The organism is Psychrobacter nivimaris, from assembly GCF_009812035.1.
GTDB classification, from domain to species: domain Bacteria; phylum Pseudomonadota; class Gammaproteobacteria; order Pseudomonadales; family Moraxellaceae; genus Psychrobacter; species Psychrobacter nivimaris.
The window spans coordinates 178,581-200,184 of the sequence record NZ_VZIZ01000006.1; the positions used below are offsets into that span (position 1 = coordinate 178,581).

Annotated in this window: 15 protein-coding genes; 9 read left to right on the forward strand and 6 right to left on the reverse strand. The window is 45.5% G+C overall.

The features are described from left to right. Positions 1 to 29: 29 nt before the first annotated feature. Entirely contained in the window at positions 30 to 1,217 is a 1,188-nt protein-coding gene (locus FQV37_RS02490) for an isovaleryl-CoA dehydrogenase (RefSeq protein ID WP_102091661.1), read from the forward strand. Between the two features lie 126 nt (positions 1,218 to 1,343). Here the strand turns inward: FQV37_RS02490 and FQV37_RS02495 are convergent, their stop codons facing one another. Together FQV37_RS02495 and FQV37_RS02500 are read right to left on the reverse strand one after the other, a co-directional pair. Then, complete coding sequence (locus FQV37_RS02495; protein ID WP_101205592.1) at positions 1,344 to 2,072, reverse strand: pantothenate kinase; 729 nt, start codon at positions 2,070 to 2,072, stop codon at positions 1,344 to 1,346. 59 nt (positions 2,073 to 2,131) lie between these two features. Continuing rightward, positions 2,132 to 3,109 carry a biotin--[acetyl-CoA-carboxylase] ligase gene (locus FQV37_RS02500; protein ID WP_160021138.1) on the reverse strand — a complete coding sequence of 326 codons (978 nt, stop codon included), beginning with the start codon at positions 3,107 to 3,109 and terminating at the stop codon, positions 2,132 to 2,134. A gap of 175 nt (positions 3,110 to 3,284) precedes the next feature. Between FQV37_RS02500 and FQV37_RS02505 the strand changes: the two genes are divergently transcribed. The 6 genes from FQV37_RS02505 (at position 3,285) to FQV37_RS02530 (ending at position 13,660) form a co-directional block, all read left to right on the forward strand. Next, a complete protein-coding gene (locus FQV37_RS02505) occupies positions 3,285 to 4,088 on the forward strand; it encodes a sulfite exporter TauE/SafE family protein (RefSeq protein WP_205962045.1) in 804 nt (267 codons plus the stop codon). A gap of 51 nt (positions 4,089 to 4,139) precedes the next feature. Then, positions 4,140 to 5,081 carry a hypothetical protein gene (locus FQV37_RS02510; RefSeq protein WP_160021140.1) on the forward strand — a complete coding sequence of 314 codons (942 nt, stop codon included), beginning with the start codon at positions 4,140 to 4,142 and terminating at the stop codon, positions 5,079 to 5,081. Between the two features lie 66 nt (positions 5,082 to 5,147). Then, positions 5,148 to 9,095, forward strand: a complete 3,948-nt coding sequence (locus tag FQV37_RS02515) for an AAA family ATPase (RefSeq protein WP_160021141.1) — start codon at positions 5,148 to 5,150, stop codon at positions 9,093 to 9,095. Between the two features lie 215 nt (positions 9,096 to 9,310). Continuing rightward, positions 9,311 to 10,327 (forward strand): cell division protein ZipA, encoded by a 1,017-nt coding sequence (locus FQV37_RS02520; protein ID WP_160021142.1) that lies wholly within the window; start codon positions 9,311 to 9,313, stop codon positions 10,325 to 10,327. A gap of 384 nt (positions 10,328 to 10,711) precedes the next feature. Beyond that, positions 10,712 to 12,703, forward strand: a complete 1,992-nt coding sequence (gene ligA / locus FQV37_RS02525) for an NAD-dependent DNA ligase LigA (RefSeq protein ID WP_420876966.1) — start codon at positions 10,712 to 10,714, stop codon at positions 12,701 to 12,703. Positions 12,704 to 12,904: 201 nt separating this feature from the next. Further along, positions 12,905 to 13,660 (forward strand): hypothetical protein, encoded by a 756-nt coding sequence (locus FQV37_RS02530; protein WP_160021144.1) that lies wholly within the window; start codon positions 12,905 to 12,907, stop codon positions 13,658 to 13,660. A gap of 190 nt (positions 13,661 to 13,850) precedes the next feature. Here the strand turns inward: FQV37_RS02530 and FQV37_RS02535 are convergent, their stop codons facing one another. The 3 genes from FQV37_RS02535 to FQV37_RS02545 all read right to left on the reverse strand — a co-directional run bounded on the left by FQV37_RS02535 (position 13,851) and on the right by FQV37_RS02545 (position 17,955). Next, positions 13,851 to 14,420, reverse strand: coding sequence for a hypothetical protein (locus FQV37_RS02535; protein ID WP_240990916.1), 570 nt, complete (start codon positions 14,418 to 14,420; stop codon positions 13,851 to 13,853). 331 nt (positions 14,421 to 14,751) lie between these two features. Beyond that, positions 14,752 to 15,162 carry a hypothetical protein gene (locus tag FQV37_RS02540; protein WP_101204281.1) on the reverse strand — a complete coding sequence of 137 codons (411 nt, stop codon included), beginning with the start codon at positions 15,160 to 15,162 and terminating at the stop codon, positions 14,752 to 14,754. Positions 15,163 to 15,492: 330 nt separating this feature from the next. Continuing rightward, positions 15,493 to 17,955 carry a YgiQ family radical SAM protein gene (locus FQV37_RS02545; protein ID WP_160021145.1) on the reverse strand — a complete coding sequence of 821 codons (2,463 nt, stop codon included), beginning with the start codon at positions 17,953 to 17,955 and terminating at the stop codon, positions 15,493 to 15,495. A gap of 615 nt (positions 17,956 to 18,570) precedes the next feature. Here FQV37_RS02545 and FQV37_RS02550 point away from each other — a divergent pair. Beyond that, positions 18,571 to 19,854, forward strand: a complete 1,284-nt coding sequence (locus FQV37_RS02550) for an ammonium transporter (protein WP_160021158.1) — start codon at positions 18,571 to 18,573, stop codon at positions 19,852 to 19,854. Positions 19,855 to 19,864: 10 nt separating this feature from the next. Continuing rightward, entirely contained in the window at positions 19,865 to 20,506 is a 642-nt protein-coding gene (locus tag FQV37_RS02555; RefSeq protein ID WP_160021146.1) for a hypothetical protein, read from the forward strand. Positions 20,507 to 20,660: 154 nt separating this feature from the next. On the opposite strand, the gene FQV37_RS02560 is transcribed toward FQV37_RS02555, so the two are convergent. After that, positions 20,661 to 21,371 carry a YidX family protein gene (locus FQV37_RS02560; RefSeq protein WP_160021147.1) on the reverse strand — a complete coding sequence of 237 codons (711 nt, stop codon included), beginning with the start codon at positions 21,369 to 21,371 and terminating at the stop codon, positions 20,661 to 20,663. Between the last annotated feature and the right edge of the window lie 233 nt (positions 21,372 to 21,604).

Genomic DNA, 21,604 nt, shown 5'->3' on the forward strand with positions numbered 1-21,604 from the left:
AATTAAATATTAAAATACAAGGAATGGTTATGAGTTTACCTGGATTAAATTTTCAACTTGGCGAAGATATTGACGCGCTACGTGATGTCGTACAGCAGTTTGCGGCAAACGAGATCGCTCCACGTGCTGCCGAGATTGATAGCAGTGATGAGTTTCCAATGGATCTGTGGCAAAAGATGGGTGACCTCGGTCTACATGGTATTACCGTTCCTGAAGAATACGGCGGCTCTAATATGGGCTACGTCGCCCACATGGTCGCGATGGAAGAGATTAGCCGAGCTTCGGCATCGGTAGCGCTTAGCTATGGGGCGCATTCTAACCTATGTATTAACCAAATCAAACGTAATGGTTCTGAAGAACAAAAGCAGAAATATCTGCCAAAACTAATCAGTGGCGAGTTCATCGGTGCATTGGCAATGAGTGAGACAGGCGCTGGCTCAGACGTCGTTAGTATGAAGCTAAAAGCTGAAGAAAAAGACGGCAGCTATGTGTTGAACGGTAGCAAAATGTGGATTACCAATGGTCCTGATGCTGACGTGATGGTGGTCTATGCCAAGACCAATCCTGAATTGGGTGCAAAAGGCATGACGGCCTTTATCGTTGAAAAAGGTATGGAAGGTTTTGGTACCGCGCAAAAGCTAGATAAGCTCGGCATGCGCGGTAGCCATACTGGTGAGATGACTTTTAATAATGTAAAAGTACCAAGCGAAAATATCTTGGGTGGTCTTAATGAAGGCGTTAAGGTATTGATGAGTGGCCTAGATTACGAGCGTGCCGTATTGGCCGCAGGTCCTATCGGTATCATGCAAGCGGTGATGGACAATGTCGTGCCTTATATCCATGACCGTAAACAGTTTGGTCAAGCGATCGGTGAGTTTCAGCTTATCCAAGGTAAAGTTGCGGACATGTATACGATACTGCAAGCCGGTCGTAGCTTCTTATATACCGTCGGGAAAAACCTCGATATGTTGGACGCGCGCGGTGCTGGCCATAGTCGAGAAGTACGTAAAGATTGCGCCAGTGTGATTCTATGGTGTGCTGAAAAAGCCACATGGATGGCAGGCGAAGGTATTCAAATATTTGGCGGTAATGGCTATACCAACGAGTATCCACTTGGTCGTTACTGGCGTGATGCCAAGCTATATGAAATTGGCGCAGGCACCAGTGAAATCCGCCGTATGCTAGTCGGTCGTGAGCTGTTTAACGAGACCAAATAAGAATTAGCTAATGACGCCTTAGCTATTTTCTAATATAAAATAAAAAAGCAGCACATGTAAAATGTGCTGCCTTTTTTGCGCCAACATAACAATGTGCCAACGTGCTACTAAGTTACCTATTAACGACTACGATTTATTACGATAATCAAAGTATCTTGCCAAACCATTTAATAATAAATCATCACGTAAGCGCACTGGGCGATTAACGTGTTGCGAAATAATGGCTGCATCACCACCTGTCATAATCAATTCAAAGTTGGGGTGACGGTGGCTAATCTCATTAATCGCACCAACAATAGAAAGCAAAATACCGCGATGGACCGCGTCTTGAGTGGTTAAGCCTTGGCTGACGCTATCAAAAGTACCGTTCGAGATAGTGATTTGCTTAGTACCAGAGAACAGGGACTCACGCTGTAGATATATGCTAGGGAAAATATAACCGCCCAAATGCTCAGCATGATCAATCAGATCAATGGTTACCGCTGTACCACAGCCAATCACACACTGGCGTTTTTTCTTATCGACCGCACCGAGCATCTGTAGCCAACGATCACAGCCGAGCTGCTGATCATTGTAAGCACTTTTCATCAGCGCATGTGCTGCATCGACATGGACAAACTCGAACGGAATATTCAAACGACTGAGTGTCTCTGATACTTTGGCATTGAGGTTATCACCCAATACTGATGAGATACCAATAAAGTCAGGCGCATAACGCTCAAAGCGATCCGTCAGACCCATAAGTAGTTCGGCAGGTGCTTGCAGGTGCTGCTTAGCGTCATGCGCGACTATTTGTCCGATATCATCGGTTAGCCAGTATTTTAGGCGGGTATTTCCAAGATCAAGCCAGAGCATAAAAGTCCCTTTATATAGTGCTCGTTAATGATGAGGTTCATCAATATAGTTGTCTAAGCCTAATAAATAACGTCGATGCGTCCAGTAAAAAGCGTAGAAATCTTACCGCTATCTTGGCGCAATTGCAAACAGCCATGTGTGTCGACACCGCAAGCGATTCCCGTCATGACTTTTTCTTCGTTATTATAGTCTTGGGTGACGCGTAAGCGCAGACCCGATAGCGCATCCATCGTCGCAAACTGCTCCAAAAAACTATCCAAATAATAAGTATGACCCGTTGGCTGCTCTATGCCCAAATGCTCAAAGCGTGTCATCGCCGCCATCAATGCTTTGCACATCTGTTGATAGAGCATTGGTAGGTCTGGTAGGCTCGCAGATCGTGTCTCTAAAGGCAGCCTTTCATTAATGTCTTGTAAGCTAATCGCTTGGTAACTCATGCCCTCAGACGTTTGTGTGGTGAGCTTTGGTGCTGCTTGTACGTTTAAGCCAATGCCTAGCACCACACCGACCAGCCTGCCAGCCTTCGTCACTGGCTCTATCAAAATTCCAGCCAGTTTATTAAAGGGTAGGGTACGCTGATCTGCTACATCACTATCCAATACTGAGTCTAATACTGAGCTGTCCGTTATAGATAGCTCTTCAGATTGGCTCTGAGCTGGCTGATAAAAGCCCAAATCATTTGCCCATTTCACACCAATTGGCGTCAGTCCTTGTGCTTGAAGTTGTTCGTTCAGTGTTTGAATGATAGGCATCTTCGCCAGTTCAAGACCAATGATGAGCGATAATAAGCCACTGATTGGCATATGCACAGGATGATATAGCGACAGATAGACATTACCACGCGGTGATTGCCACGAGCGTCCGTGCTGTCCACGACCTGCGCTTTGGGTTTCCGCGGTAAAAATGTGTACGGTGGCGACATCTAACGACCCGTTTTGCAAGGCTTCTATCAGCTCGCTATTGGTCGAGGCGCTACTAGCCACATGACGATGATTGAGCTCGGATAAATAGGTAGAAAAACTAGTGAGTGGCGGCATAAGTTTAGTCGATGTGGTTAAAGGAAACTTTGATATACTGAGCGATTGTTGCGGTCAGACAGTACCGAGTAAACAGCATAAAGGTCGCGTTGAGATTTGGCAAATACAATTAAGCACGCCTAAGCGTTAGTGAGTACTATAGCGCCAGTCAGTATTATAAAAGGTTCGTTCTATGATGTTATATGTGTGGTTTGTGATTGCAGGCGCGTTTGCGGGTGTCAGCGCGGGCTTGTTTGGCGTCGGCGGTGGCATGATTATCGTGCCTGCATTGGTCTGGATTTTTACCGCTTATGACTTTTCGCCAGAAGTAATCACCCATTTGGCCATCGGGACGTCACTGGCGACCATCGTTGTGACCTCAATTAGCTCACTGACTGCTCATAATAAGCGCGGCGGCGTGCGCTGGGAAGTATGGCGCAAGATGGCGCTTGGATTGGTCATCGGTAGTTTAGTCGGTGCTGGTATCGCGGATATGATTGATGGGCAAGCGCTACAGGCTATCATTGGTTTCGGTGCGCTATTGGTCGCCTTAAAAATGCTGTTCTTTTCAAATAAAGAACAAGTGGGTAAACCGCTACCATCGGCCGGTGTCCAGTTTGGTGCAGGTACTGGCATTGGGATGGCGTCCTCTATTTTTGGCATTGGCGGCGGCAGCTTGACCGTACCGTTTTTGAACTGGGCAGGGCTTCCGATGAAACAATCGGTCGGTACTTCAGCAGCATGCGGTCTACCAATTGCCTTGGCAGGAGCAGCGGGCTTTGCTTGGTTCGGTCAAGACGTGGTTAACCTGCCCGAGGGCACGATAGGATTTGTCCATGTTACTGGGTTCTTGTTTATTTCAGTTGCCAGCTTTGCGATGGCAAAAGTTGGCGCCAAGCTTGCCCATGTCTTACCTGCACTGATGCTTAAGCGCGCATTTGGCATATTATTGATATTTGCTGGAGGGCAGTTGTTATTGAGTGGGTTGGGTGTTTTATAGCAATAATGAGTTTTTATAAAATTAGTAAGCAAACCGTGAGACATTATTAGTATGAAAGCTGCAGAAAAATACCGCCGTGTTTTCGGCTCAATGAATCATCTAAAAGACCAGTTATCATGGACGACAGGTCTCTCTAATATGGTAGAGTTTTTGGCATGGGAGCCGCAGCGTATTTTAGGTATTACTAAAAAGCAATACGTACGCCAAATCATTGAATGGGCAGCTCACCCAGAGTTAAAGGACAAAAATATAGAGGAGATTGAGCAATCAGTCATCAAAAAGCTCAATACAAAAATAAATGAGACTGAGCAGCTAGAGACGTATTCAACGCAAACGATGGGTATCTGTAATGCGAGAGAAGCCGTGCGCCGCGTAACGTTTTTTTCTGAAGACTATCTCAATAAAGAGTTCGATATCTTTTTGAGTTTGTGCAGTGATGTTTATCTAAACTTATTTTATCAGCAATTTATTAGCTTTGAGCCAAGTGGGCCATGGTCGACACATGGTAATAGCGGCATGTTCGAAAACAGTACAGAGCTAAAAGCAATGTATATGGACAATCTAGCCTATAACCATCAGGCGAATGTATTGATAGCCAATGAGTTAAAACTCGCTGGCCGAAAAAACCCAGACCCAATCCTAAAGTACTGCTTGATGTATGAGCACTTATTAGAAAAAGGCTTTATCGAGAAAGGGGCAAAGTTTTTGCTGTTATTTATCGGTGGTGACGCGCTAAAGCAAAACAAGCAAACGCTCGTAAATAGGGAGCTGGCTCTGTGTCATAAACGGCCAAGAAAGTATCAGCATTTGCTAAGACCAGAGCTGTTAAAAATAGTCGATCATTTAGAAGTAGCAAGTATCTCTTGGGCAGCCTTTATCGAGTTTAATAATCACTACTTAGCAGAAAATAGCGTCTGCCAAGTGGAGCAAAAACTGTTACGAGGGTTCCATCAAAGCCTTGAATCAAAATCGTTTATGCACTTAGCAGTTTAACCCTAAAAACCCAGCACAATTTCAGGTAGAATAGCCGCCTGTTTTTGCTAAGTTTATTGACTCTTCATGCGTTTAAAATCTCTAAAGCTGGCAGGCTTCAAATCCTTTGCCAATCCAACCACTTTTACTTTTCGTCATGGTATCACTGCCATCGTCGGGCCGAACGGCTGTGGCAAATCCAATGTGATTGATGCTATCCGCTGGGTGCTGGGCGAAACCTCAGCCAAGCAGTTACGCGGCGGGGCGATGAGTGATGTTATCTTTGCTGGTACGCAGGATAAGACAGCAAAAAGTGTCGCCAGTGTTGAGCTGACTTTTGAGCATACCCAAGATGAGCAGACTGGCATTCGCCACGAGTTTAACTTGTACCAAGAGCTATCGGTTCGCCGTCAGGTAAATAAAGATGGCCGCTCAGATTATTTTATCAATGGTACGCGTTGCCGTCGTCGTGATGTGGTTGATGTGTTTTTAGGTACGGGACTGGGTGCACGTAGCTATGCGGTGATTGAGCAAGGCATGATTGGGCGCATCGTTGAGTCTAGCCCCGTGCAGCTGCGTGAGTTTATCGAAGAGGCGGCAGGTGTCTCACGCTATCAGGTTCGCCGTGAAGAAACGCAAAAGAAGTTAGAGAAAACAAAGGATAATCTAGCTCGCCTGCACGATATGCAAAGCGAATTACTACGCCAGCAGAAAACACTGTCTAAACAGGCAGCGAGCGCGCAGCGTTACGAAGAGTTGGCTTTAACACTAGCTGATATCGAGCAGCAGCTTGCTATTCAGCAGCTCTATCAAGCTAAGCAAACGCATCAACAGCAGAAAGTAGCGCATGAACGTAGTGCTACGGAGGTGTCGACACTACAAGTTGACTACGACACGCTCAAAGCTCAGCAAGATAAGCTCACTGCGCGTATCAATCAAGAGCAATGGCTCAAAGACGATGCCCAAAGCGCTCACTATCAGCAGCAGCTCGGCTATCAACAAGCGGAACATAAGCTAAGTGATGCTAAATCACAGCTGGCTACTATTGAGCAGCAACTGTCTGACTTGGCTCAGCAACGTGCACAATCACTCGCTGATATCGAACGCCTCAACGCTGAACAAGCTGAGCAGAATCAAGCGCTAGAAGCCTTGCGTCCGCAGCTGACTGAGCTAACAGATAAACGTGATAACTATAAGCGCAATGAGCAGCCACTACAACGCGCGTGGCATGAAGCGCAAAACAATCTGTCACGCTTACAAGATAAGGCCCGTTCGCTTGAGCAGCAGCAAGCTATCAACACTCAAGCACAAAAACGCCATCAGCAAAGCTATGATAAATGGCAACGCCGCGAGCAAAACTGGCAAAACCTGTGGCAGCAATTACAGCAGTCTATAGCGCCATCTAGTCGTACTAATGTGAGTAAGACGGATGATGCGCAAGATCTAAGTCAGGTGCTAGAACAGCAAATCACTGAGCTAAGTATGCAGTTGCAGCAGGTTAAGCGTCAATACGAAGCCGTCGATGAACGATTATCCGAGATACAACCGCAAGCACATAGCTTGCAGCAGAGACTAAACGCACAACAGAGTGAGCTGAGCGATAATGAAAAGCGTCATGCGCTACTGGCAGGCGAATACGATACCCTGCATCAAATACTGCATCCGAAACCTACACAACAGCAGCAGCAAAGATCAGCAAAGACCCAAACTACTGCGACGGATAATGCAGATAGCGATGGCATACATCATCAGCCGTTAGCCATTGCAACGCTACGTGAGCAAATTGAGCTAAGTGCGAAGGGGCAGGAGTATGCGCCGCTACTCGATAGTATCCTAGCATTGTGGCTAGATAGCCATGTGCTGGTTGCTAATCAACAAGCTAATCAAATCAAGCAATCAGACGTTAACAACGCTAATAGCATTTCTCAGAAAACTGATAGCCTCTGGCAAGTGCTTGAGCATGACATTGCAGATTTACGGACTTATCAGACGGCACAAAATACGCCTGCCAGTGCAAAAGATAAAACTCTAATAGAGACAGGTCATAGCTTATGGTTGCCAACTGCGAAAAGTGATATTAGTGACCAAGAATTTGTCAGCGAATTGCCAGACAATTTGATTGATAAAGTGTTGCCATTATCGCAGTTGATTACTCAGCCGCTACTCTCGCTATGGCAGCAGTGCTATATATATACGGCGCAGTTTGAGACCAGTCAACAGAATGAGATTGACACACTTACTGATGTACTAAAATTATTACCATCGTCCGCTATCCTACTTACCGCAGATGGTTGGCTCATCAGTCGTCATGGAACGATTAATTTAAGCAAATTCGCTGGTGCGCAAGATAATCAAAGTGATAGCAGCAGTCAATTTCTCACGCAGCGTTTGCAGCAGCGCACTCGTTTGCAAGCGTTAGAAGACTTGCTTGATGAGTTTGAAAGCAAAATACAAGAGCAGCAAAAATCTATTGCAAAAGACCAGCGCGATTATGATGCGTTGATGGTTAGCTTGGAAGAAACGCGCGCGCAAGCTGAGCAGTTAACCCGTGATAAGCATCAATACCAGCAGCAACTGACGACCGAGCGAGCCAATGCTGAGCGGTTGCAAGCGGATAGCCAGCGTTTGAACGCTGATAAAGCAACGCTTGAGCAAGAAAAGCAAGAACTGGTACAAGAGCAACAAACCCTTGAGCAAGAACAACAGCACATTGAAAGTGAGATCGCCACACTCACTCCGCAAATAGCAGAGGCACGAGCGACAACTCAGCAACTGCAAGCTGAGCGCAGCGATCTAAACCGCGCGCGTCAAGTCGATGATGACGCGTGGCAAGCACTGCAGCTGCGTATTCAGCAATACGAGATGCGTTTAGAACATAGTGTTAGCAGTCTGGATCGTGCGACTGAGCAACACGACAAGTCGTTAGAGAATGAGCAAAGTCTACAGATGCATCACGATCAGCAGCAGGCCAAGTTGCCAGAGCTACAAGCAACGCTACAGTCTGCCCAGACAGCGCGCGATGAGCAGCAAGTGCTATTGAACGAGCGTGATACTGCGCTAACAGCACTAAAACAAACGTACGCTGAGCAGCAGACAGCATTTGATACATTGCAAAATACATTGCAAACGCAGCAAAGCGAGCTTGCCCGTCATGCTACTGAGCTGGCACTGAGTGCTGCACGGTTAGAGGATGCTAGCGCACACACGCAGAGCGCTTTAGATGCTTATTATCGTGTGAGTCATAAATATAAAGCGCAAGCTGAGCAACCTCGACAAAGCATGAGCGTCTCAAACTTGCTAGCAGATTTTATCGCTCATGATCGGCGCGTCCGTCCAGACAAAATCGCTGAGCTTGAATCTGAGCGCGCCAAGTTGACCCAGCAGTTGAGCAAGATTGGGCCAGTTAATTTAGCAGCGGTCGCAGAGTTGGCCGAGGTGAACGAACGCCTAGATCCACTCGCACAGCAGACGGCAGATATTGCGGCCAGTATGCAGACATTGACTGAAGCGATAGCCTCTATTGATGAGACGACTAAAACGCTGTTTATGCAGACGCTTGATGCGGTCAATAAGGAGCTGGCCAATTTATTTGCCAAAGTCTTTGGCGGTGGACAAGCCAGCCTGACGTTGAACACCGACGAGATGCCAGCCAATACGCCAAAGTCAGAACAGTGGCGCGCAGGGCTTACCTTAATGGCGCAGCCAAAGGGCAAACGCAACAGTCGCTTAGCGGTATTATCGGGTGGTGAAAAAACCCTTACTGCATTGAGTTTGATTTTTGCGATATTTAAGCAGCATCCTGCACCGTTCTGTGTGCTTGATGAGGTCGATGCACCGCTTGATGATGCAAACGTTGCGCGCTTTACCAGCCTCATCCATGAGCTAGCAGATGATTTACAGTTTATATTTATCAGTCATAATAAATTGACGATGCAAATTGCTGATGAGCTAAAAGGTATTACCATGCCAAGTGCAGGCATTTCTACACTAGTCAGTGTGTCGCTCGATGAAGCCGCGCGTTACGTAGAGAGCTAAGCGTGAAATAGTCGACATTAAAAGTGCTATGAGAATCAGCGCGATGCAAATATAATCAATCAATTGGCATAAATGCAAATAAGATTGACCTCAGTCCAGCATACTGGTTATAAAGTACACAATGTGGTGACGATATAGGTTAGCCATGCTAGAATATTGCCATTTATGCTCGTTTGTGTATTCCCTTTTGTTATATATACTAGGATGTATTTATCATGACCGTTATTCAGTTTATATTGATTGCCATTGCCGCGTTTATCGTGCTCGCAGGGCTGTTTATGGTCATTCGTAGCTTCAAGCGCCGCGGTGCTACCGAAGCTGCTGCGGTCAATTATGATAAAAATGGTATTCCGATCATACCGCGTCACGAGCGCAACATCGTCGATCAGCCAGATCTCGATGATACAGTCGCAGGCGAGACGAGCATCGGTCCAGATCGTAGTTACTTAGATGCTGTGGTTGAAGAAGAGCCATTGACGCAAGCGCATACCAACGTTGACGCTCAACTAACGGCTGAGCGTGACCACGTAGCAACTGATGAACATGACGTAATCGATGAAGCGGACTACGCGCGCTGGCAAGAAGAGCAGCGCCGTGCCGACAGTGCGGAGTTTGTAGAAGTCGCCGATCAGATGCATATCGAGCAAGAGCCTGATGCGTTCTCTAGCCTAATGTCAGCTACTGATAGCCTGATGCCAACCATTGATACGGCAGAAGAGCCAAGCTTCGATGACAACAGTCCGATACTGGATCAGCATCTATCAGAGTCAGGTGATGACGCCCAAAATGGTCCTTTAATTAATGCTAAAGACAATATCAATATCACCATCTTGCCGCACCAATATCGTGACCGTCCAGCGGCGATTATCCGTGGTCGTGATCTGTTAGCGTTGATTGATAAATACGGCCTACGCTATGGCGCGATGAATATGTTCCATCGCTATGAGCAGAAAGACGGCACTGGTATGCTGTGGTTTAGCATGATGGGTATCACCGATAGCGGTATCGCGCCATTTGATCCGCATAGTGTCGCGACCAACACTTATAACGGTGTCGTCGTATTCTTGTCATTGCCACATCCACAGGCCGTGCGCAGTTTTGATAGTATGATGAGCATTGCTTATATGATGGCAAGCGACCTTGACGCGATTATGCTTGATGAAGAGAATGAACCAATCACGCCTGAATACAAGCAGCAACTACGTAACCAAGTTCGTGATTATGAGGGCTAGGTGCTTGAGGATTAGAAGCTCGAAGGATAAGCGCTGAAAGATAAAAGCTGATTAGTATCAGAAATCATAAAAAGGCAAATAGCGATTAACGTTATTTGCCTTTTTTAATGAGCTATAGTTTCTGCAAAATGCTAATCATAGTAGACTGACCGAGCCTGACATGGTATTTGATTTATATAGGATTGACTATACCGAGCTTCCTACAAACTTGTTATCATATCGACATCTTGAATTGCAAAAAAGACGCCGACTATGACTGACTCTACCTCATCAAATAATTCTAAAAACCTATCTGCTCAAGTAGGAAACCAAGCACCTGCGACATCTAATATACCCAGTCCAACCGATGGCAGTACGGATAATAGTGTAGAGATTGTCTCAAAAATGCGTGCGCTTATTGAAGCGATTAAGACGCATAACTATGCTTATTATGTGCTCGACAATCCGATATTAGAAGACAGCGAGTATGACCAATTGCGTCGCTCGTTGCTTGAGGCTGAAGAAGAATATCCAGATTTGGTGCAGCCAGATAGCCCAATCAATCAAGTCGGCGATATGCCGCTATCTGCCTTTACCCAAGTCACTCATGACATTCCGATGCTGTCGCTGGGCAATGTCTTTGAATATGATGATTTGCGCGATTTTATGCGCCGCGTCAATGATCGTCTCAGCGACTCGCAGCAAAACCCTGAATACGAGATGGAGCTAAAGCTTGACGGACTGGCGGTTTCATTGAAGTATGAGCATGGTAAATTTGTCCAATCGGTCACGCGCGGTGATGGGCAGACAGGTGAAGATATTACCCAAAATGCCAAAACCATTCGTAACTTGCCCCTATGGATAGCCGATGCTGCTGATATCGAGCTATTAGAAGTGCGCGGTGAAGTGTTGATGCCAAAGGCAGGGTTTGAACGTCTTAATCGATTGGCAGAAGAGAACGAGGGCAAAACTTTTGCCAATCCGCGCAATGCCGCCGCTGGTAGCTTACGTCAGCTAGATCCAGCGATAGCAGCCAGTCGTCCACTCGCATTCTATGCCTACTCGGTCAATCAAGGACTGCCTGAGAATATCGACACTCAGTCAGGGGCGTTGGCATGGCTTACCGAGCTTGGATTTACGGTCAGTGCTGTAGAAGTAGTCGCAAACCCACGCGCCGCGCAGACCTATTATGAGTCAGTGATAGAAGGGCGTAGCGATCTGCCATTTGAAATCGATGGCATGGTGATTAAGGTAAACAGCCTTGCGTTACAGCAGCAACTTGGCTACCTATCACGCGAGCCACGCTGGGCAACTGCCTATAAATTCCCTGCCGAAACGGTAATGACACGTCTCAACGATATCGAGTGGCAAGTCGGCCGTACGGGTCAAATCACACCAGTCGGTAAGCTTGAGCCTGTCAAAGTCGGCGGTGTCACCGTCAGCAATGTCACTTTGCATAACTTTGGCGAGATTCAGCGTTTAGATGTGCGCGCAGGCGACACGGTCAGCGTCCATCGGGCGGGCGATGTCATCCCCAAAGTCACTCGTGTCTGGCACGATCAGCGCCCAGCCAATAGCGAGCCAGTCACGCTACCTTCGACTTGCCCTGTCTGCGACTCTCCTGTCGTGCTGCCTGAAGATGAAGCATTGGCACGCTGTACGGGCGGATTGTTTTGCCCAGCGCAGCAGCAAGAAGCGCTTATTCATTTTGTCTCACGCCGTGCCATGGATATCGATGGGCTTGGTGCGAGTTGGCTGATTAGCTTCTTTGAGCATGGTCTGGTCAAAACCGTCGCTGATATCTATCAGTTGCACAATCATGCAGATGAGATGGTCACCTTTGAAAAACTGGGTGAGAAATCGGTACAAAATATCATCAACGCTATCGAAGCCAGCAAACATACGACATTGGCTCGCTTTATCTATGCACTTGGTATTCGCGGTGTCGGTGAAGGCACAGCACAGAACTTTGCTCAGCAATTTGGTGATTTAGATAGTCTGATGGCAGCAGATATCGACAAGCTCCTACAAACGCCTGATGTGGGCGCTATCACCGCTGAGCTGGCGCATGAATTTTTCCGCGCACCGCATAATATCGAAGTCATCACGGCATTACGCGCGGCTGGTGTGCATTGGGATAAGGTTGAGCAAACCGCATCGGCTGATCAACCACTCGATGGGCAAACGTGGGTCATCACCGGCGCACTCGATAGCATGGCACGCGACGAAGCCAAAGCTAAGCTGCAAGCGCTTGGTGCAAAAGTCTCGGGTAGTATTTCGGCAAAAACCACCGCACTGCTGGCAGGTGATAAGGCAGGCTCTAAGCTAACCAAGGCAGAGAAACTAGGCATTAAGATAGTGGGTGAGGAAGAGTTTTTGGCGTTGGTTGAGGGCTGAGTGTTAGCGGTAGGGTGCGCCCAGCGCACCATTTAAAAATTTGATTTAGGAATTAAAAGTATTATTCAATAAATAGCTGAACGTTGAATCATTTTCATAGATAAGTGTTTTTCAATATATTGTTTCCTATTTATGCGTTGGTGCGAAAGGCGTACCCTACGACTTAAATTACTAACACCTTTATCAAAATTTCGGAAGGCCATGACATACTACACTTATACTCAATTAATGCGTCACATAGCTGTCATCGCCTGCATAAGTGTGGGCGTCGAATATTTAACCGGAAGTATTAGCTTATCGTTTTTACTACTACTTATCTTAGTCATGAGTTATTTGAAATGGTTAGGTGTATTTAAATCAGTCAACTCTCAAAAAATAGACATCAGTGCTAGCATGCAACACTTAAAAAGTGCTAATACTCAGGCTGAATCGAGATTACCAAGTTTCGAATTTGTAGCGAAAAAGTATAACTCTGGACTTTTATTGACGATAGCTATCTTTGCATCGATGATATGGTTGAGCACAAAACTAATTATCGCATGGCTAATGCCCTTGTTCACAAATCAACCATTTGCTCCTTCTGACATTATATGGACAGTGATACCGATTGGCATAGCAATACTCAGCTATCTAGTAGGCAAAGATGAAGAAAAAAACAAAATACCATTAGTATCAATATCTACTCTTAGGTTTTTACCAGAAAAACTACAAATTATTAAATCCAATCAAACGTTAGATATACCATGGCAGTCGATTGAAGATATTCATGAAAAACGGACACTTTCACATGCTCTATTGAAGATAGTAGTGAACGAAGAGAGTAGTGGAATTAAATCAAACTATGGAGAGTATTCATTTGATATTTATGATGTTTGCTATAGTGCAGCAGATATTGAACAGCTTGCTATTATTTACTGGGCAAAAGCCATAGGTAAAGAGATCAAAACAGTCGAGTAGGGTGCACTCCGCGTACCATTTAAGAACTTTATTTAGGAATTAAAAGTATTATTCAATAAATAGCGGAACGTTAAATCATTTGCATAGATAAAGGTTTTTAATCTATTGTTTCCTATTTATGCTTTGGTGCGCGAGGCGCACCCTACAAATTACTAATTTTCCACACCCATAATCTCATATACTTAAAAACCTACTCCACCAATTCCTCATGCGGATTAACTTTAGACTCACCTTTCTTACCATCTGGCTGAATCACGATAGGTAACACCAACCCTTTCGCAAAGTCATCAGACAGCACATAATCGTAGCGACTGGCAGCGACATCGGGCGTGGTATGAATGATAAGCGTCATCTCATTGCCATCGGTTAGCTCGTGTGAGACATAGGTTTCGCTGAGTTGATCTAATGCTTTCGATAGCGCTTCGTTACTTGCCATGCTGACCGTCAGATTATGCTGAGCGGTAGCAGCGTCCACTTTGAAGTAATCTGCATAGTCTCGGACGTTTTGACTATCGATGGCAAACGGATACTTATAATTGGTAGGGTCAGCAGGCTTTTCACCACTATCTACCAGTGACCAGTCGATGGTGTCGGCTGCTGGTGTGGATGGATCTGATGCTGTCTCCGCAGTTTGCTCAGTGGCATCGACAGAATCGGTAGCGTTATCGCAGCCTGTCAGCGCCCACATGCTTGCCGTTGCAATTACCATCATACTTATCAGACGCTTTGCCATCGAGTTACCCTTTTGATTGTTGGTCATGATTGATTTGCTCTACCTGCTATTTTGACAGCTTTCTTTATGCTTCTCTAGCGAAATACATCAGATGGCAAGTTTTGATATAGTCTAATCCTCTATAAAAGAATGACAGCGTTAACCTCGCTAAGCATACTAATGTATAACTTGCACTCAGTTTCCTTGTATCGAAATTATATTGAACTGACTATACAACTATCTACCTGAGACTGATTTTTATAGCCATTTCTATAAAAATATCAAACGAACACGCATAAAAAAGCAGCCACCATATAATGACTGCTTTTTGTCTATTACGACTATTTGTCTATTACAATATGATCGTATCTCTAACTGGTTAGATCTGGCAGTTTACTTGGTATTCTTTACCGTCAGCCCACTTCATCGCAAAAATACCTTTGTCGCCTTTCATGTGCCATGCATAGACGACTTCTGGGTTTGAGTCGTTTACATAGCTTGCGACTTCGCCTTTCACTTTACCGTTTAGGATGATTGGCTGCTCGGCCCATTTTACTTTCGGCAAGGTGACGTTGAGCATCACTTGTTCTTTGTTGATAGATTGCTTTGCCATGATTTTGCTGTCATCGGTACAGGTGTATGGTGCTGGTGCCATACGATCATAGGCAGCGGTTACTTTTTCTGGAACTGGCGTATCAGTTGCATCTGGGGTAGTTGGTGCGGTAGTCGCACAAGCGCTCAATAGGGCAAGGACTGGTAGGGTAGTCGCAATTTTAGTTATCATTTTCATAGTGCTCTCCAAAGCTTTTCGCTGATGTCATTTACTTGTTCTTAATGATGCGTTTAGCATATGAGGGTTATAGTAGCGAAAACGAACCATTTCAGTGTTAGAAATTGTTCGTTACCTGTTAGCTTCGTTACCCAACCGCTGTCTAATGTAACTTGTAATCTGAGACATGGTGAAAAGTAAACAGTGTTGATTATGAAATCTGCAACTATAAAATTAGCGCATAAAAAAGCGCCTATCAACGAGTGGCTGATAGGCGTTTTTTTTGTTTTACTTAACACGCGCTAGATTGAGCATGTATTTTTATACTATGAACACTATTTGCTATGAATACTACTTGGTTTTGCGCGGTGGCAGACCAGTATGCTGAGTCTGGAAATTGCCTTTGCTGACTTTCTTCTTACTATTTTTACCGACAGCATTTTTAACTGCTGCACCTTTAGCTGACGCATTGCTGTTTGACGAGCCATTACTGCGCTTCACTGAGTCATTGCCAACACGGCTATTCTTTTTGCGCGCTGATTGGTAAGTATCTTGCGCGGCATCACGCCCTTCTAAACTGGCGTTAAATGGTGGAATCAAGCAACCACGGTTTTTACCAATCAAGTCACTACGACCCATGTCTTGTAGGGCTTTACGTAGTAGTACCCAGTTTTTTGGATCATGATAGCGCAAGAACGCTTTATGCAGTTTGCGCTGCTTGCCAGACTTGACGATATCCATGTCACCTTCATCACGGCTGACCTTATGTAGCGGATCTTTGTGCGTATGATACATGGTAGTCGCGGTCGCCATTGGGCTTGGATAAAACGCCTGTACTTGGTCAGCGCGGTAGCCATTACTTTTGAGCCAAAGCGCAAGGTTCATCATATCTTCATCTTTGGTACCCGGATGGGCGGCGATGAAGTAAGGAATCAGATATTGCTCTTTACCTGCTTCTTGGCTGAATTGCTCAAACATGGCTTTGAACTGATCATAACTGCCCATGCCCGGCTTCATCATCTTCGATAGCACGCCTTCTTCAGAATGCTCAGGCGCAATCTTGAGGTAACCACCGACGTGATGACTGACTAATTCTTTGACATATTCAGGATCTTTTACTGCCAAATCATAACGCAAGCCTGAAGCAATCAGGATTTTTTTCACGCCTTTGATATCACGGGCTTTACGATATAGCTTGGTCAAATTACTATGATCAGTAATCAAATTTTCACAGACGTCCGGATAGACACAAGATGGCTTACGGCAGTTCTTTTCAATCGTTTCGTCTTTACAGCTGAGGCGGTACATGTTGGCTGTTGGGCCACCAAGGTCAGATATCACACCAGTAAAGTTCGGTGCGGTATCACGAATCGCTTCTACTTCGCGCAAGATGGAGTCTTCTGAACGGCTCTGGATAATGCGGCCTTCATGTTCAGTAATCGAGCAGAAAGTACAACCACCAAAACAGCCGCGCATGATATTGACCGAAAATTTAATCATGTCATAAGCAGGGATGCGCGCATCGCCGTAGCTTGGATGCGGCAGGCGTGCATACGGCAGGTCAAACACATAATCCATCTCTTCAGTTGAGAGTGGCACTGGTGGTGGATTGAGCCAAACATCGATAGAGGTATGTGAGTTACCAGCACCGCTACTATGACGCTGTACAAGCGCACGGGCGTTACCTGGATTGGTTTCTAGATGCAGGATACGACTTGCATGAGCATAAAGCACAGGGTCAGATTTGACATGCTCGTAGTCAGGCAGACGAATCACTGTCTTTTCACGTGGTGGCATTTTTAGCTTATGCTTACGTGCGGTCATTGGCTTATCAAAGCCGCGCATTTGCACCACTTGCGTCTCTTCATCGACTTGTTCAGCGTTGATGACTTTATTGGCAACTGGCTCAGCAACAAAGCCCTGATATTGTGATGACATAGATGAAGGCATGGCTTGGCCAACAGGCGAGTCCGATGGTTTGCTCTGCTCAATTGAACAGCTATCAACGTCTTCGGTCATCACATAAGGGTTGATGATTGGATCGACACGGCCAACGGTATCGACATCGTTACTCGCGACCTCAGTCATATCTTCTTGCCAGTGGCGACGAGTCGGGGTCAATAAGTAGGCCGTACCGCGCAATTTGCTCATCTGCTCAAAGCTATAGCCTTTAGACAGACCATGTACCACATCGACGATCGCACGTTCAGCATTACCATATAGTAAGACATCAGCACGCGCATCCAGCAAGATACTACGGCGCACTTTGTCTGACCAATAATCATAATGAGCGATACGGCGTAGACTGCCTTCAATACCGCCTAAGATAATAGGCACATCAGGATAGGCTTCACGGCAGCGCTGGCTATAGACGATAGCCGCGCGATCAGGGCGTTTGTTTGCCACGTTACCAGGCGAGTAGGCATCATCGCTACGGATTTTACGATCGGCGGTATAGCGGTTGATCATGCTGTCCATGTTGCCCGCGGTTACGCCGTACGCATAGACAGGTTTGCCCAGTTCCATAAAGGCGTCTTTGCTCTTCCAATCTGGCTGAGCGATGATACCAACACGGAAGCCTTGTGACTCTAATAGGCGACCGATGATGGCCATACCAAAGCTTGGATGATCGACATAGGCATCACCTGAGATGATGATGACATCACAAGCATCCCAGCCCAAATCGTCCATTTCTTTGCGGCTCATCGGTAGATAAGGCGCCGGCTCGTAGCAGCTCGCCCAGTGTTTGTCATAATCATAAAGTGGCTTGGTGCCTTGTTTAAAGGCAGTGCGGGCGATGGTATCGGCAGACATGGGCGGACCTGTTAATTAGAAAAATGGCACTAAAAATACAGCCCTTATTACCCAATGATAATAAAGGCGAATTTAAAAGCGCTCATTTTAACATGAATCGCCTTCACTATGCGACCTATTCTATGAGTGACGATTGCAGATAAGTTATTGATAGCGCGAGATAAACTGCTCATGCAAAGTAAGCTATCCGCACAGCAAAATAATGGCAAAAACAGTCTAGACAGAACAGTCACATTATCAGTTCAATCAAACTTACTTCCAACAATCATTCTCTACCCTAGTTCAATTTATGCTTACATCGTCACAAGCATAACTATCAAAATACCGACTTGGCTGATACTAGTCATTTGTTTTCTTATATTTATGATTTTCTTTAATTCCTAATAGTAGATTTTGGCACAGGTTTTGCTCCACCCTTATTAGGGCTTATTTGTGTGCATTAATGAGTAAAAATAGTGCACCGATAAAATTTGAACGGCTAGATAAGTGTTTGGAGATAAAATGAGAACATCCTCTGTTGGACTGGACACGATAAAGACATTATTAAAACTATTACAACTATTAAAACTATCGCTAAGTAATAGGCTGGTGCTAAGTACAGTATTGTTTGCAGCAATGGGTAGCGCCCAAGCTGCTGAGACTGACACATTGACCGTGGCGCAGCTGCTCGAATATCAAAACATCGCTTGGATTATCTGGGGCGGGGTATTGGTGTTCTTTATGCAGGCAGGTTTTGCTCTACTTGAGAGCGGTTCAGTACGAGCGAAAAATGCGGTAAACGTGATGATGAAAAACTACACCGATATGTGTATCGGTGGTCTGGCGTTCTACTTAGTTGGTTTTGGGCTAATGATGGGTACCAATCACTCCGGATTCGTCGGTACGGATCATTTTATGCCAGTCGCGTTGTCCAATATGGACTGGGCACTGATGTTCTTTCAGATGATGTTTGCAGCGACAGCGGTGACGATTGCGAGTGGTGCAATGGCAGAGCGTGTCTCCTTTATTGGCTATGCGGTTGCCGCCTGTTTGATTTGTTTGTTTATCTATCCTGTGTTTGCCAGCTGGGTATGGGGTGGTTACTTTGGCGGGACGGGCTGGCTAGCTGAGCTTGGTTTTATTGATTTTGCTGGGTCTACTGTTGTGCATTCTATCGGTGGTTGGTTGGCATTAGCAGGCATCTTGGTCATTGGCCCAAGATTAGGCCGCTTTGCACCTGATGGCACACCAAGACTCATCGCAGGGCATAACATGACGTTACTGGCGCTTGGCGGATTTATCTTATGGTTTGGTTGGTTCGGGTTCAATGCTGGGTCGACGTTATCTATCACAGGCAATATTGGCTTAATCGCAGTCAATACTTTTGTCGCAGCAGTCAGTGCGGTGGTGAGCTATATGCTTATCTCCCGATCGCTCAACAAAGCCATTTTGCTGAGCGATAGTGTCAATGCCAGTTTGATTGGTCTGGTATCGATTACTGCAGGCTGCGCGACCACAACGCCTGTCTTTGCCATTATTATTGGGGCGGTCGCTTCCGTAGTATATATCTTATCATCGCAAGCATTATTGAAATTCAAAGTAGACGATGTGGTCTCGGCAGTGGCAGTACATGGCTTTGGCGGGGCATGGGGTACGCTCGCCGCAGGTTTGTTTTATACAGGAGATTTGTTTAACTTATCACGGCTTGGTGTACAAGCGCTGGGCGTCGGCGTAGCGTTAGGCTGGGGACTGGGATTGGGTCTAGTGATGTATAAGCTTATCGATCTAAGCTTTGGGTTAAAAGCAAGCCGCTTACATGAGCAGCGCGGCCTTGATTATACCGAGCATGCAGAGCTTGGTTACCCTGAGTTTCAGAAGCAAATGTTTGATTCCAAGAGTTTAACCGAGCGGCATTTATAGGAGCGAGCTGATGAATATTGATACTCAATCCGTAGACCAAGCTGTGACTGCAATGGCAGAAGTGCTTGCCGATTATCTACACCCTGAAGAGGTGCGGCTGCTTAAATCACAGTGGCAGCGATACTCGACTGTCTCAGTAAAAATGATGCAACAGTGCGTCTTGGATGCGACACGGCGCTATCCTGAGCTGCAAGCTTATAAGTCTGACATTAGGAAAGGCTTTTGGGCTACGTTGCAAACGGACAGTCAGCAAACAGTCGAGTCTGATAGTCACAATAGCCATAATGGTCATAATAAAGCAATCAAAGCGCCAGTCCCTGTCTCTGAGTTGGTTTTGGCATTTTATACTGCCATAGAAGCACTGCGCAGTCAGCTATCAGAAACAGAAAGTCGCAACCTATTTCTGACCATGCACCAAACTGTTTCGCAAGAACGCACCTTCAAAGGGCATAGTCTTAACATCAGTCAGTTTCTAGAAGGTAATCGTCCGTCTGTACCTGATAATGAGCACCTGTTGAATAATTTGATGCAGTTGGCTTATGTATGCTTATGTGATGTTGCAGGCCCTGTCGAAGCAGATGAGATGATGTTTCGAGCGGCAGAGAAGGCAAAACAAAATTACCCGAAAACACTGGTCGAAAAGTTATTCTAAAGTATTAAGCAGGCACGTTACGATTGATTGCGGAATACCTTTCGATAACGTGCCTTATATAAAGGGGCTTTTATAACTTAGCTTTCATTATGTAGCTTTCATAACGCACCTTGAAACTTGATGCTAGACGATGAGTAGTCTAATAGTTAGCTATTTAATCTAATAACTGAAGCGGGAAAGTAACCACGTCAAAGGCGAGGGCAAAGGGTAGCAATACTAGCTTTTGTGCGCCATTTGGACCGCTACGAGTGACGACATCTTGCTGAGTTTGTGTATAAAAACTCACCGTATATGGTTTGGTCAATGCGCGATAGTTTGACTGAATTAACCCCAAGTTACTAACTTGCGGATAGATAGCGCCTTTGACAGGAACGCTAAAACAAAAGCGCTGAGCATTGATACGTTGATCGCTCGCGGAGGTGCACTCTTTACCGTTGTTTTGCAAAAAGAACTGATAGTCTGAGCGCCCAAACTCATCTTTTAGTTTGGCGTAAGATAGCCTCATTTCTCCTTGGAAATATCCATCGTTATTGGGGACATAAAAACTCATGTCATTGTCAACGTGGATGTCTTTTTGCGTGAGATTGCTGAGTAGGTTTATCATCTCAATCCCGCCTTGGGTGAGTACGTAGCTGTTTTTTTCACCAACGATAACCATTGTCGCATTTGGCGTTTTTGGTAATGCCTGCGCTGGACGGCCAAAAGCGATCACTTGATCTTCTGACAATGTCTGCTTGGTCGTGATGATATGATTATTACTTTCTAGCAATGAGCTGGTCGCACAGCCTGACATTGCAAGCATTGAGGCTAGTATGGTTCCTGTTATAAGCGTCCTTGGGTGAGAGATAAAATTTTTCTTAGCCATAATTAGGTTCCCTTTTCTACTATGATTAATTATTCGTAAACATCTAACGTATGCTCATTTGGTCTTTAATAATTTAAGATAGAATAAAATCGATATATAAAGCTGTGTCGTTATATTTAAATAAATTTTTTTGAAAGCTATTCGTGTGCGTGTCGATACTTCGAAAAATATACACTAGGGTGTGTTGACAATTACCGTAAATGGATAATCGTCGCTGCTAAATAGATATTAGC

Coding starts and splice junctions, on each gene's coding strand:
- FQV37_RS02520 (WP_160021142.1), top strand. CDS start 9,311: ATGACCGTTATTCAGTTTATATTGATTGCCATTGCCGCGTTTATCGTG.
- FQV37_RS02500 (WP_160021138.1), bottom strand. CDS start 3,109: ATGCCGCCACTCACTAGTTTTTCTACCTATTTATCCGAGCTCAATCAT.
- FQV37_RS02515 (WP_160021141.1), top strand. CDS start 5,148: ATGCGTTTAAAATCTCTAAAGCTGGCAGGCTTCAAATCCTTTGCCAAT.
- ligA (WP_420876966.1), top strand. CDS start 10,712: ATGCGTGCGCTTATTGAAGCGATTAAGACGCATAACTATGCTTATTAT.
- FQV37_RS02535 (WP_240990916.1), bottom strand. CDS start 14,420: ATGACCAACAATCAAAAGGGTAACTCGATGGCAAAGCGTCTGATAAGT.
- FQV37_RS02545 (WP_160021145.1), bottom strand. CDS start 17,955: ATGTCTGCCGATACCATCGCCCGCACTGCCTTTAAACAAGGCACCAAG.
- FQV37_RS02555 (WP_160021146.1), top strand. CDS start 19,865: ATGAATATTGATACTCAATCCGTAGACCAAGCTGTGACTGCAATGGCA.
- FQV37_RS02530 (WP_160021144.1), top strand. CDS start 12,905: ATGACATACTACACTTATACTCAATTAATGCGTCACATAGCTGTCATC.
- FQV37_RS02505 (WP_205962045.1), top strand. CDS start 3,285: ATGTTATATGTGTGGTTTGTGATTGCAGGCGCGTTTGCGGGTGTCAGC.
- FQV37_RS02490 (WP_102091661.1), top strand. CDS start 30: ATGAGTTTACCTGGATTAAATTTTCAACTTGGCGAAGATATTGACGCG.
- FQV37_RS02495 (WP_101205592.1), bottom strand. CDS start 2,072: ATGCTCTGGCTTGATCTTGGAAATACCCGCCTAAAATACTGGCTAACC.
- FQV37_RS02540 (WP_101204281.1), bottom strand. CDS start 15,162: ATGAAAATGATAACTAAAATTGCGACTACCCTACCAGTCCTTGCCCTA.
- FQV37_RS02550 (WP_160021158.1), top strand. CDS start 18,571: ATGGGTAGCGCCCAAGCTGCTGAGACTGACACATTGACCGTGGCGCAG.
- FQV37_RS02510 (WP_160021140.1), top strand. CDS start 4,140: ATGAAAGCTGCAGAAAAATACCGCCGTGTTTTCGGCTCAATGAATCAT.
- FQV37_RS02560 (WP_160021147.1), bottom strand. CDS start 21,371: ATGGCTAAGAAAAATTTTATCTCTCACCCAAGGACGCTTATAACAGGA.